Here is a 12,234-nt window from a genome sequence, read left to right on the forward strand (position 1 = left end):
TTAATAAACAGGAATATAAAACAACAACACATTGGCAACAGCAGTGACGACAAACCATTTACCACAGACAATACTGGCCGCTTTAGCAGTATTACGGCTGTAGCAATACGCCATCACCGCCACCCATAAGCAAAAGCCCAACAGCATGCCAATAAACAGTTTTGCATCTACCGCTAACGGCAACAAACGAAACACTATTAGCACCAGGCAGACAGCCAGTAATAACCCCCAAGCAAAAGCTGCAAGCGACTTTAACCACATTTGATTTAACCTTACTGAATCCTGAGCGACGGGTTATTTAACGCCAACCAACATAATGCTGACAAATAAGGCGAAACCGAACGAACTCACCCACATACTGCGACCTTTGAAGTGTGCGGCTAGCAACACCAACATCATCCACATGGTCATCACACAGATAACAACTAACAAGCAAGCCACCAGCAAACTGTAGGTATGGCTAAAACCCCACACAGCAAATAACATGGCGGCACAACCTAGGCTCCACGCGAGTAGTTTAGGAAACGGTAGGCTTATAAGTTGCTGCTTATCAGACGCTAAATAAGCAAACAAACACCCTACCCATAAAGAAGAAACGCTAATAAGTTCCATGTTTAGCCAACTCGCCAATACAAATGATAATAGTTTTCATTATCGTAAATTGTTCAGTTAAACACAAGTAGATAATGTAAAAGCGAATGTAAACATAGCGTAAAGCGTTATAAGGCTAGACCAACATCGAATAGCGCGGTAAGTCTTTAATGCCGATAATAACCAAATTGATTGAATGTTCAGCTAAATGATAACGCAGCCTATTAATGCGATTGATGTAACATCGCTAAAACGAATAAAATCGATTACTAACAATGAATTAACATCTTTGCTGCAATCATTGAATCTCATATATTCTGAGTTAAATATGCTGTATTATTTTTATCTAATCAACGGTTAATATTACCGCTGGACAAAGCGATATGCATTGCTAAGCTTAAATATTAAACAAAGGTTTATACAGGGAATGTTTGATGAGATATTCCCTTCTTTTATATCATTTTTACTTAAAACAATAAGGCAATAAAATATGCTAAAACGCATCGTGTACAGCGTTTGTGGCGCAGCAATTGTAGGACTAGGCTTATTCATTCTTTATGCTTGGCAACCCGCGATAGATCCTGTCACCTCTCCAGCACTCAGCAACTATTCTCCAGAAGTTATCGAACAAGGTAAAACCTTGGCTGCCGCGGGCTACTGCAGCACCTGTCATACGCCACCTGGCGGCACCGCTTATGCGGGTAACTATGAAATGCACACCGAATTTGGCACCATTTACTCAAGCAATATCACCCCAGATGTTGAAACAGGTATAGGTAGTTGGTCAGAAGAAGCCTTTACTCGTGCAATGCGTACGGGCGTTAGCCGTGATGGGCACCATTTATTACCAGCATTCCCGTACGAACATTTTAATAAAATGACCGACGCTGACATTAGCGCTATTTATGCCTATATCATGACGTCTGTGCCGGCGGTAAACCAAGTCAAAAAAGACAATGGTATTCCGTTCCCACTTAATATCAGCATGCTGCAAGCGGGTTGGAAATTACTCTTTGCCGATACCGATTCGTTTAAGCCCAATAGCGCTAAGTCAGCAGAGTGGAATCGCGGCGCCTACCTTGCGGAAGGTATTGCCCACTGCGGTGCATGCCATACTCCCCGTAATGCACTAGGCGGTGAGCAATACGCAAAAATGTATCAAGGCGCGCCAATCGATGGTTGGATAGCACCGTCTTTAACCTCAACCAGCACCTCACCCATTCCGTGGCGCTCGCAAGATTTTTACGAATATCTCACCACTGGTAATTCGAAATATCACGGTAGCGCCGCAGGCCCAATGGCACCAGTAATGCACAAAGGTTTATCAGCACTGCCAGACAGCGACATGCAAGCAATCAGTGGCTACTTTGCCGACCTTGCGCGCACTAACGATACAGACGAGCCAGACACTAGCACCACCTTACAAGCTGCCATTGCGGCGCAGCATACTCAACCTAATCAACAAGTCGAAGAAGGAGCACGCTTATATGACACAGCCTGCCAAGCCTGTCACTACAGTAGCGACCAGCTCGTTAAGGGCCGACCACTACTGACGATAGGTTCTGCAACACATTTAGATGATCCAACCAACCTTATCAACGTAATACTCGATGGCGTCAGAGCAGATCAAGGGATCTGCGGTATTGTAATGCCTGGTTTTCGCGATGCATTGAGTGATGAAGACATTAGCGCAATTGCAGCTTATTTGCGTCAATCAGCTGGGGAAAACACCTGGCCAACACTACAACAGAAAGTGGGCGAGATCCGAAATCAACCCCGATTTGAGCACTAATTCACTGGAGAAGTGACCAATGGCAAAATTTATTTTAAACGGCAAACCGATGACTGCCGACGTGGAAAGCGATACCCCGCTACTGTGGGTTATTCGTGATGAACTCGATATGACCGGCACCAAGTTTGGTTGTGGTATTGGTACATGCGGCGCCTGTACCGTCCATGTTGGCGGCCGTGCAACACGTTCATGTATTACCCCAATTTCGTCTGTAGAAGGTGCTGAAATCACCACGATTGAAGGCCTATCTGAAAAAGGCGATCATCCTTTGCAAATTTCTTGGCAAAAACTGCAAGTACCACAATGTGGTTACTGTCAGTCGGGCCAAATTATGCAAGCGGCGGCATTGTTAAAAGATATTCCAGAACCTTCAGACAAAGATATTGACGCTGTGATGGGCGGAAACCTATGTCGCTGTATGACCTACGTGCGTATCCGTAGCGCCATTCATGAAGCCGCAACCTCAATCAAGGAGAGCAACGATGAGCAGACTGCCTAAACGTGGATCGGCTGGCATGACCCGCCGCGGTTTTTTAATTGCCATGACCGCGGTCGGCGTCAGCTTTGGTTTTCCGCGCCACTTGATGGCGGCGATGGATCCTGCTAGCCCAGACGGCAAAGTATTACCAACCGAAGGTGACATTTATGAACCGTCTTTATGGTACTCAATCGACACTGCTGGCAAAATCAAAGTCAACATTATGCGTTCAGAAATGGGCCAACATGTAGGTACGGCTATTGCGCGTATTCTTGCTGACGAATTAGAAGCCTCGTGGGATGATATTGAAATAATCCACGTAGACAGTGATCCACGTTGGGGTTACATGGTCACGGGTGGTAGCTGGTCTATTTCACAAAGCTGGCCTGTGTATCGCCAGGCGGGTGCTGCGGGTCGAACTGCATTAATTGAAGCAGCCGCTAAAAAATGGGGCATTGCGCCTGCTGATTGTAAAGCCAGTAACGGCAAAGTGGTATCAAGCAAAGGCGAATTGTCGTTTGGCGAATTGGTCAAAATGGGCTTAACCCGCCAATTTACCGAAGAAGAACTCAAGCAACTGCCGCTTAAACCCAATGCCGATCTTAAATTAGTTGGCCAGCAAGTCACCTCGCTTGATATCGCCAATAAAACCAATGGTAAAACCGTATTTGGTATCGATGCTAAAGTTGATGGCATGGTGTACGCTAACCCAATTTTACCGCCAACACGTTATGGCTCAAAAGTGGTTAAGTTTGACGACTCAGCCGCCAAAGCGGTTAAAGGTTATCAGCAAACTATCGTGTTAGACGATGCCAGTGGCAGTGTACCAGGTTGGTTAATGGTTATTGCTAGCAGCTTTTTTGCCGCACAAAAAGCCTCAAAATTAGTCAAAGTGACCTGGGATGCAGGCGAAACCGCTAATGTGTCTGAAGCCGATATTATTGCTCATGGCAAAAAGTTACTTAGCGACGCCAGTAAAGGCGGCATTTTAGACACTGGTAATGTTGAAACTGAGCCAGCGTTTGCCAGTGCTAAAAGCACCATCGCCGAAGAATACATCACCAGCACCGTACTGCATGCGCAAATGGAGCCATTAAATGCCCTGGTATTTAAAAATCCAGATGGTATTTGGGAAGTGCATTCAGGTTGTCAGTGGCAATCACTTACCCTACCTGTGTTAGCGACTGCATTAGGTGAAGACGAAGCTAACATCGTTATCCGTAGCTACATGTTAGGCGGTGGTTTTGGCCGCAGACTTAACGGCGACTACACCATTCCAGCGGCATTAACCTCTAAAGCATTAGGCGGTAAACCGGTTAAAATGGTGATGATGCGTCCGCAAGATATGCTGTTTGACAGTGCGCGGTCTGCCTCAGTACAGCAATTAAAAATGGCGTTCGATGATAAAAAAGCCGTTACCGCCATGGAACATCACGCAACGGCTGGTTGGCCAACACAAGTATTAGCGCCAGGCTTTATGCCTAAAGGCGTCAATGGTCAGCCATTTGATCCGTTCTCAATTGCTGGTGCTGATCATTGGTACAGCGTGGGGGCACAAAAAGTGCGTGCAGTATCTAACGACTTAGCCATTGCCACTTTTAGACCGGGTTGGTTACGTTCAGTCGGGCCGGGTTGGACGGGCTGGGCAGTTGAAAGCTTTATGGACGAAGCCGCGCATCATGCTGGTAAAGATCCGTTGCAATTCCGTTTAGACATGTTGATCGCCGAAGGCCGTAACGCAGGTACCACACCCGTTGCTGCTGGCGGTGCTGCTCGTCAGGCAGTCGTGCTTAAGAAAGTTGCCGAAATGATTGAATGGGGCAAACCACAAGCCGAAAACACCGGTTTAGGGATTGCATCCACCTTTGGTCAAGAACGCGATATGCCTACCTGGGTGGCTTGTGCCGTTCAAGTGCATGTAGACAAAGCCCGTGGCAGCATTGATGTACAAAAACTGTATATTGCGATTGATGCCGGGATTATTGTTGACCCTAATGGTGCTGAAGCACAGTGTCAGGGCGCGGCATTATGGGGCTTATCGATGGCAATTCATGAAGGCACCGAGCTGCTTAATGGCCAGTATAAAGACTCAAACTTTGATACTTATACACCAATACGTATCGGCCAAACGCCAGAGATAAAGATTGAGTTTATCCCGAGCACTCAGCCACCTTCAGGCTTAGGTGAACCCGCGGTGACGCCAGTTGCACCAGCCATTGCTAACGCAATCTATCAAGCCGTTGGCGTACGTTTACGCAAGCTACCAATGAAGCCAAACGATCTTAAAAGCAAACTGACTAGCATTTAATATGGTTTAGCAGCTTGAATAAGTAACACCCAAAAAGCCCGACTATGATGAAATAGTCGGGCTTTTTTATGCCTGCAATATTTCTTTTATCAGCCGCAATACTAAACTTATCAACCGTAAGACTGACGAAGAAAATAATTTATTTATATTATGACTTTTAAAAAACCAATAAAAACAGCTACAAAAAACACCCACCACAAAGCAGCACTATACTAATCTAACCTGAGATCGGGATAAGGGATGAACTTATGCAATTTAAAATCAACATGTTACTCCTCCTAACTTTCAAGCTTGTGATTTGTTCTGCTAAGAAGGCGAATTGACGCGTCAATAGCTAGCCTATTGTAAGTCGATTCAACGCAGTTAGCAGGGCAAAGGACTGTTTGAAAGGCATTTATTATCCCGATCTCAGGTTAACTTACTAATTGTTAACAAAAAGTGACGAATTTAACTTATAATAATGAATAAGCATTGCCACATCCTTGAGTATTCTATGCCAAAAAGTATACCTGCCAATTTAGAAGCCATACTTCTAGAGGGAATAGAAATTTCGCCAAACTGCTTAGGCGTAATCAACAGTGACAAGGAAGTTATTTATTGCAATCAACATTTTGCCAGCATATTTGGTACTACAGTACAAAATGCAACGGGCAAAAAGTCTGCCGATTTATTGCGCAACGCTTGGGAAACCAAACAAGGCGTCATTATCAACACCGACAATTTTGAGCAATGGTTGGCAAACCTGCACAAGCTGCATTCTGAAAAAACCCTCAATCAATATGAAACCGACTTATTAGATGGGCGCTGGTTTAAAATGACCAGAATCAATCTAGATAGCGGTAACATCATCATTATGGGCGTTGATATTACCGAATTAAAAAATACCCAAAAAGCATTAGAAGACGCCCACCAACATATTGAAAATCTCGTCAATACCGACCAACTCACCGGCGTACACAATCGTCGAGCATACAATCAAATCGCCAAGCAAGAATGTGCCCGCGCGATTCGGTTTAACCAACCGCTCTCATTGTTGGTGATCGACATCGATTATTTTAAAGCGATCAATGACAACTACGGCCACATAGGCGGCGACAAGATACTCAAAGAATTTGCCCAAACATGCGATAAATTATTGCGCCTATCGGACTCGTTATCACGTATTGGTGGAGAAGAATTTACCGCGATTTTACCGATGACCTCTCAGGACGAGGCCAGGCTGATTGCCGAGCGCATTCGAGCGCACATTGCGCAACATCTATTTTATGTATCACAAACCTGTAAGGGGATTAATATTACCATATCAATTGGTTGTAGCACGATCGTCGAGGGTGACACCTCAATGAACGAGCTGTTTTGTCGTGCAGATAAAGCGTTATATAGTGCCAAACATGGCGGCCGCAATAAAGTGCAATGAAGACACAGAAACAGCTTAGCGACCGCACGATTAACGCAAAATGTATTTTTACAGACGTTAATGACCTTCGGCAAACAGGTAATTTAACCAACCTTGCATTCTTAACAAGACTTTCCGCATAACAGCGACATGGCTAAAGTGATCGGTATAAACGGCTACCTGGCCAGCAACACCAGCAGGTAATGACTCCCTTAAAGCATCATCTTCAAGCTCAATCAACACTAATACTCGACCCCGTTGAAATAACAGATTAGACGACTGTAAATTACCACTAAATTGCAACTCACCTTCAGCCATTGCGGGTAAAACTTTAGACACTTTGCCTTTAAACACTCGCCCAGGCATTGCATCAATAATCACTTCAGCTTCATCTCCTTCTTTTAGCCTTAACAATGAGTTTTGCCAAAAAGCGCCAGCAAAGTAACGGGTTTCAGCAGGGATAAAAGTCAACGCAGGGCGTAAAGGTAATGGTACCGCCATCGCTCCTTCGCGCAGAGCAAGTTGTGTCACAACACCATCAGACGGAGCCCTCACTACAGTTTGTTGTAAGTCATACTCAGCTTTAGCTAAATCAGCCTGAAGCCCAGCAACCTTAGTATTTACACCATCAATATTTGACTCGTAAGCTAAGCGAGTACGTAACGCTTCTGCACTTGCAGCATTAAGCTGTGCTGACGCAGAAAAAAACAATTGACGACGGTTATCCAGTTCTAACTCAGTAAAAGGCGAGTTACGCCCACCCTTTTTATGGCCCTCTTCATAACGTTTATATGCAGACTCTGTACGGTCTTTATCTGCTGTGGCCTGCTCCATCTTTGCAGCGGCTATGTTAAATGCAGCTTCAAGTTGCGGCACTTGTAACTCAGCTTCTTTTAACGCAGCTTGCTTTTGTTTAACCACGGCAAGGTAAGGTATGGGATCAATTTTAAATAGCACATCACCCTTTTTAATCGGCGAATTAGCTTTTACATTCACCTCTGTCACTAATCCTTTAACGGCAGGCACAATAGGGATAGTGACAAAGTACTCTCGAGCAAAACGAGTGTATGGATGGTTATAATTCATCAACATCAATAAAGTACCAATTAAAACAATACCGCCAAGAATGGCAGTCGGCACGGTCCATTTCGTTAATGGGATCTTAAATATTTTAAAAATCGCGATACAAATGGCGGCATAAGTCAGTATGAGTAATAAGTCCATGATTATGCCTCTTGTGGTTTATCATCTGATGGGGTCGATTTGCCCACTGCGACGGGTTGTTCTAAAGCCGTTAAGCGTTCGTTTAACGCGTTCACATGCTGAATTAACTCTTTTACCTCTCCTTCTAGTATTAATTCTCGTTTGCGAGAATCGCTAAACCCCCACCCTCTGTCTTCACGATATAAGGTGGCCCATATCCATAAAAATGGCCAAATTGCATGCAAGGTGAATAAACTGACCCAGCCGGCAATATGTAAGGCATCTTGTTGGGGGTGATTGCGCTTTTTGGCAATCTCATAGGGAATATCGTGGATGGCAATAATGCCGTAGAAAATAAAGATGATGACAAAAAACAGTACACCTAGCGCAAAGTAGTCTAAGAACATGTATCCTCCCAATTTCCGCCATAAACCCTTGTGAGTATAAAAATAAGTTTGGCGGTATATTGAGTATAAGTCCGTTCAAAAAAAGCACACTTTTTTCCAGTAAAAAAACAGACAACCTTCACACTTACACAAAAGATAATTTTTCATTTCAAAATATGATATTCACGTTGTGTTTACAGCACGGTCAACTGGTCTGGTCTTATTACACTTATTCGTCGGCCATTTTTTGTAAAAATTCTAAACGCTGCATTTCTTGCTCATCGGCCTGCCAGGGCTCGTCAGACAATTGCCCAACAGCAAATTCACCTAAGTTATAACTGGGCTCATTACTGCGGCCATAACGCGTTAACTCACCAGGTACTGCAGGACGACGCTCTAGCACAAAGCTGCCAAGCGTAAACTCACCATCTTGTTTAGGCAGCACGCCCTTATAGGCTTTGAGCTCCATTTCAACTGCACCTTCAGATAATTTTTTCGACGCAGTTAACAATGCTACAGGTTGCTGATTTGCAGTATATAAATTGGCTCTTACCCGATAATAACCGGCTTTCTCTACCGTTAGTTTGAGTGGAATGAGCATATCACTCCCTTCAGCACGCACCTCACCGACACCGGTAATCGTTGCTGCTGGGTAGCTATATTCAATGCCCGTGGTTAAAGTCTGCTTTTTACCTTTAGCGCTAAAGGTCACATTGACGGCCATCGGGCCGTCCCACTCCTCTGTTGCATCGAGTTGCACGGTCCACTTTCCATCATGGTTTGCCATATCGCTCTTGGCTAACACTTCTTTATGAGCAGACAATTCACTGCGAATCGCAGCACTGACACCCGTGACCGTTAAACCATCAACCTCTAATGTAATGACCACAGGCTCAGGAAAACTAAAACGATATTTAGGCATAACAATACTGGCACTGGCACCCCCTTCTAACATCACAGGTTGCGCCACATACTGATTCGGGTTCAATAGATGAACATCATTAACACCTAGCGGCACTGAATACCCTGGCAGAGTGAGCTCTTGTGCGTACGCTTCTGCTAGCAACGAAAAGCGCTCACTCACCGACTCAGGTAAGGTTTCTTTTACCATCACTTGTTTAGGCTGCATCTGCTTTACCACGCTGGGCTGATGAGTAGCGATTTGAGAGTCTTGGTTTGGAACAACTGCCTGAGCCAGCGTAGGTGCTGGCTCAGACGAGAAATACCAATATCCAGCACATCCACCAAGCAAGGCGACCACATAGACAACTTTTTTATGCTTCATAGATTAGCCCGTATTGAGAGTTAATTAGTTTGCAGCCTGATAAACCAATGACGACATACTGGTTTTACTTGAATTATTCACCACTCTATAACGCGAACTAAAAATCCACCAGCCACGTTTTTCGTCATAGGTAGTAAACTTAATATTGTCGCCATTTAGGTAAGCAGAGCTATTGTTGGCGGTAGTCACTTCATCTTTAGCGCTACTGCCAATAGTGTCGTTATGGCTATAACCTTCACTCATCAACATAGGATAATGATAAGGCATAAACGCACTAGGGCCGCTGACCGAAGTTAACTTACCGTCAAATGCGACACCGCGTGAGCAACTGTCATAACTGGTTGCTGAAGCCGCACCACAACTTGAATGACTTGCCACTACACCGTCATCTTCGCCCGGTAAAAAAGCCCCTGTAGCCCCTAAAAAGTCAGACCCAGCACCAGCAAAACGTAATCGCGGTACGCGGCTACCTGGAAATGAGGCTAACTGACGCGCGGTATTCACTCGTAAATCATTTAACACCCCAATGTTAGATGATGACGGTGTCGCGCCAAGCCATAATGACACTGCAAGTTTAACTGCGGAATTGATTAACCCTGAACCGTTAGCCACATTGACCGCTAAATCTGCTAATTCAACACCGCCACCTGCGCCAGCAAAGTCAAATGTCGCCACAATATTAAGCGGCTGTAAACCTGCATTTTGTAACCATAAGGCTTGGTTATCGATAATATATCGTGTCACTAAATCGCCCGTTGAGTGGGTCACAAACACACAACCATTGGAACACGTACCGTCGCGCGACATTTGTTGTAATTTAGGCCACACGTACTGGCTGGTAATTTTATTGGCAATGCGTTCTTGCGACGGCCAATCAATACGCTCATCTGCTCTATCGCGCCAATATTGCGCCCAATAATCGGCACCATTACTCGTCACCTGCGCCCCAGTAGGTTTACTTTGTAAGTTGTCAGGCTGAAAACCGTGGATTAGCACCACGGGATAGCCACCAACGGCCGCTTGCGCTGCACCACTAAATAAGCCAGCTAACAGCAATAAAATCGATTTGTTCATGGGTTGTCCTCATTTTTTATCTGCAACAGCAATAGACAGACTGTTATCATTTATTAGTTTTTTTGTTATCGAACTCATGCATTTTGTTACAAATGAGCACTCAACATAGAGCAGATAAAAAACAATGCAAGCCTAAAAAAGGCCATAAATTGCACAGAACAACCCTAATAATCAGCATCTTGTTTGAATTAATGACTGTCGATAAAATCGAAACATCTAAGAGCTTTTGTTACCCGTGATAACCAGCCAATAAAAGCCAATATTGATAATGGCACGCCCGTTTTAAGCTTTTACTCCAACTATTTTTATCGTCAGCGCTTTTTTATCTTGAAGTTGCTTTTAAAAGCTTAACACTTGATTTATATGGTTATTCATTCTGTAAAAAAGGCATAAAACTATGATACGTTTATGCCTATACTGAAATGCTATTCAAAGTTGACTTCACAACGGACGGGTGAAAAATGATGACTGCTGTACCAATGGAACTAAAACAATTTTGTCTTTGCATCTTGGTCACACTGTGTTGCGCCAGTGGCCTCCTAGCCGACACTCTTGAGCTTTCAACACTCGAGTGGCCGCCTTTTTCAGGCAATGAATTACCCGAACAAGGCATCACTAGCCAAATCATTAGCAAAGCATTAAGTTTCGAAAATCACACCCTTGCCATTGCCGTTTTACCCTGGAACCGAGCCGCTCGCAGTGTAACCACAGGCCAAACAGTAGGGTATTACCCAACCTATTTTAATCCTGCTAATGGATTAATATTTTCAGATCCCATCGGTGCCAGCCCTATTGTATTAATAGAACGCAAAAGTAACCCGATTATTTGGGATAAGGTCAGTGATTTAAATCAATATGAATTAGGGGTATTAAAAGGTTATATCAATACTGTTGAAGTAGATGAAATGATTGCCAATGGCAGCCAAAAATTTGAAACTGGGATCGATGAAAAACAAAATATTTTAAAGCTGGCCGCTGGCCGAATTGATACCATCATTATGGACGTTAACGTATTCGAATATCTAAAGTCTGACCCACAAGTGGCGAAGGTCGCCCCGCTATTACAAGTGAACCCAAAAATCGTGCAAGATAAAACCTTGCACATCACTTTTAATAATACTCAGGAGGGTAAAAAGTGGTGCGACATTGTCAATCAAGGCTTAGCGCAATTTGATGTTAACGCTATGCAAAATGCCGTATTAACCCCAACAAAGTAACCATTTATAGACATTGGTTTAGGGCCTGAAATAGTTAGTCTACGCATACTATTTAATTATGATGAGTGATACGCAAAAGGTTAACGTTGATATTTCATCCACAATTTATAGTAAACCGCATTACATGCAGGGTTGCTGTCCATTTTACCATCTCGATCACAATCAGAACCTGTTAGCGTCTTCATCACATCACTGCCGTATTGTTCTATGTCATCAGCTTCAGGCGCCACAAACTCGGTCACTTTAGGCGAGTGCTCAATAAAATCGGCTACATTTTGATAAGATAAAAACTCTTCTTTAGAAATAATCTCACTGATATCTTGGGTCGCCAATTCAGACGCAGTTACCGACAATGACATCAGCATTAACACACTACTTAAACACACATTGAACACACGCACAGCTATCTCCATCACCTTACAGAGGTAAAACCTGATGATACGACTTTAAAAGGTATTTTGTTACCCACGAACCCAACTGCCATTAAAAAATAACTAACAACGT

At 44.0% G+C, this 12,234-nt stretch carries 12 protein-coding genes; 5 read left to right on the forward strand and 7 right to left on the reverse strand.

The features are described 5' to 3' along the window. On the reverse strand, window positions 1–261 hold the full coding sequence (locus AC19MV_RS08175) for a hypothetical protein (RefSeq protein ID WP_498306891.1): 261 nt from the start codon (window positions 259–261) through the stop codon (window positions 1–3). Window positions 262–294: 33 nt separating this feature from the next. Continuing rightward, window positions 295–612 (reverse strand): hypothetical protein, encoded by a 318-nt coding sequence (locus tag AC19MV_RS08180; RefSeq protein WP_160052058.1) that lies wholly within the window; start codon window positions 610–612, stop codon window positions 295–297. A gap of 469 nt (window positions 613–1,081) precedes the next feature. Here AC19MV_RS08180 and AC19MV_RS08185 point away from each other — a divergent pair, with 469 nt between their 5' ends. The 4 genes from AC19MV_RS08185 (at window position 1,082) to AC19MV_RS08200 (ending at window position 6,586) form a co-directional block, all read left to right on the forward strand. After that, the gene (locus tag AC19MV_RS08185) at window positions 1,082–2,383 is read left to right on the forward strand and encodes a cytochrome c (RefSeq protein ID WP_498306893.1); all 1,302 of its coding nucleotides are present in this window, start codon (window positions 1,082–1,084) and stop codon (window positions 2,381–2,383) included. 19 nt (window positions 2,384–2,402) lie between these two features. Next, the gene (locus AC19MV_RS08190) at window positions 2,403–2,882 is read left to right on the forward strand and encodes a (2Fe-2S)-binding protein (protein ID WP_432400729.1); all 480 of its coding nucleotides are present in this window, start codon (window positions 2,403–2,405) and stop codon (window positions 2,880–2,882) included. Beyond that, window positions 2,866–5,169 (forward strand): xanthine dehydrogenase family protein molybdopterin-binding subunit, encoded by a 2,304-nt coding sequence (locus AC19MV_RS08195; protein WP_498306895.1) that lies wholly within the window; start codon window positions 2,866–2,868, stop codon window positions 5,167–5,169. Before AC19MV_RS08190 ends, AC19MV_RS08195 begins: the two co-directional genes overlap by 17 nt. A gap of 493 nt (window positions 5,170–5,662) precedes the next feature. Next, on the forward strand, window positions 5,663–6,586 hold the full coding sequence (locus tag AC19MV_RS08200) for a sensor domain-containing diguanylate cyclase (protein WP_498306897.1): 924 nt from the start codon (window positions 5,663–5,665) through the stop codon (window positions 6,584–6,586). Window positions 6,587–6,643: 57 nt separating this feature from the next. Here AC19MV_RS08200 and AC19MV_RS08205 read toward each other — a convergent pair whose 3' ends face one another. The 4 genes from AC19MV_RS08205 to AC19MV_RS08220 form a co-directional block, all read right to left on the reverse strand. Continuing rightward, window positions 6,644–7,789, reverse strand: a complete 1,146-nt coding sequence (locus tag AC19MV_RS08205; protein WP_498306899.1) for an HlyD family secretion protein — start codon at window positions 7,787–7,789, stop codon at window positions 6,644–6,646. Window positions 7,790–7,791: 2 nt separating this feature from the next. After that, entirely contained in the window at window positions 7,792–8,175 is a 384-nt protein-coding gene (locus AC19MV_RS08210) for a DUF3302 domain-containing protein (RefSeq protein WP_498306901.1), read from the reverse strand. 208 nt (window positions 8,176–8,383) lie between these two features. Beyond that, a complete protein-coding gene (locus AC19MV_RS08215; protein ID WP_498306903.1) occupies window positions 8,384–9,439 on the reverse strand; it encodes a hypothetical protein in 1,056 nt (351 codons plus the stop codon). Between the two features lie 24 nt (window positions 9,440–9,463). Continuing rightward, entirely contained in the window at window positions 9,464–10,513 is a 1,050-nt protein-coding gene (locus tag AC19MV_RS08220) for a hypothetical protein (RefSeq protein WP_498306905.1), read from the reverse strand. 461 nt (window positions 10,514–10,974) lie between these two features. On the opposite strand from AC19MV_RS08220, the gene AC19MV_RS08225 reads away from it, so the two are divergent. Next, window positions 10,975–11,730: a substrate-binding periplasmic protein gene (locus tag AC19MV_RS08225; protein ID WP_498306907.1), complete on the forward strand. Its 756-nt coding sequence runs from the start codon at window positions 10,975–10,977 to the stop codon at window positions 11,728–11,730. Window positions 11,731–11,810: 80 nt separating this feature from the next. Here AC19MV_RS08225 and AC19MV_RS08230 read toward each other — a convergent pair whose 3' ends face one another. After that, window positions 11,811–12,131 (reverse strand): hypothetical protein, encoded by a 321-nt coding sequence (locus tag AC19MV_RS08230; RefSeq protein WP_498306909.1) that lies wholly within the window; start codon window positions 12,129–12,131, stop codon window positions 11,811–11,813. Window positions 12,132–12,234: the final 103 nt, after the last annotated feature.

It is taken from the genome of Shewanella sp. MF05913 (genome assembly GCF_059758095.1).

Bases quoted from the DNA above. Each gene is read 5' to 3' on its own strand.
- AC19MV_RS08190 (WP_432400729.1), top strand. From the start codon at position 2,403: ATGGCAAAATTTATTTTAAACGGCAAACCGATGACTGCCGACGTGGAA.
- AC19MV_RS08175 (WP_498306891.1), bottom strand. From the start codon at position 261: ATGTGGTTAAAGTCGCTTGCAGCTTTTGCTTGGGGGTTATTACTGGCT.
- AC19MV_RS08200 (WP_498306897.1), top strand. From the start codon at position 5,663: ATGCCAAAAAGTATACCTGCCAATTTAGAAGCCATACTTCTAGAGGGA.
- AC19MV_RS08215 (WP_498306903.1), bottom strand. From the start codon at position 9,439: ATGAAGCATAAAAAAGTTGTCTATGTGGTCGCCTTGCTTGGTGGATGT.
- AC19MV_RS08205 (WP_498306899.1), bottom strand. From the start codon at position 7,789: ATGGACTTATTACTCATACTGACTTATGCCGCCATTTGTATCGCGATT.
- AC19MV_RS08185 (WP_498306893.1), top strand. From the start codon at position 1,082: ATGCTAAAACGCATCGTGTACAGCGTTTGTGGCGCAGCAATTGTAGGA.
- AC19MV_RS08220 (WP_498306905.1), bottom strand. From the start codon at position 10,513: ATGAACAAATCGATTTTATTGCTGTTAGCTGGCTTATTTAGTGGTGCA.
- AC19MV_RS08225 (WP_498306907.1), top strand. From the start codon at position 10,975: ATGATGACTGCTGTACCAATGGAACTAAAACAATTTTGTCTTTGCATC.
- AC19MV_RS08195 (WP_498306895.1), top strand. From the start codon at position 2,866: ATGAGCAGACTGCCTAAACGTGGATCGGCTGGCATGACCCGCCGCGGT.
- AC19MV_RS08210 (WP_498306901.1), bottom strand. From the start codon at position 8,175: ATGTTCTTAGACTACTTTGCGCTAGGTGTACTGTTTTTTGTCATCATC.
- AC19MV_RS08180 (WP_160052058.1), bottom strand. From the start codon at position 612: ATGGAACTTATTAGCGTTTCTTCTTTATGGGTAGGGTGTTTGTTTGCT.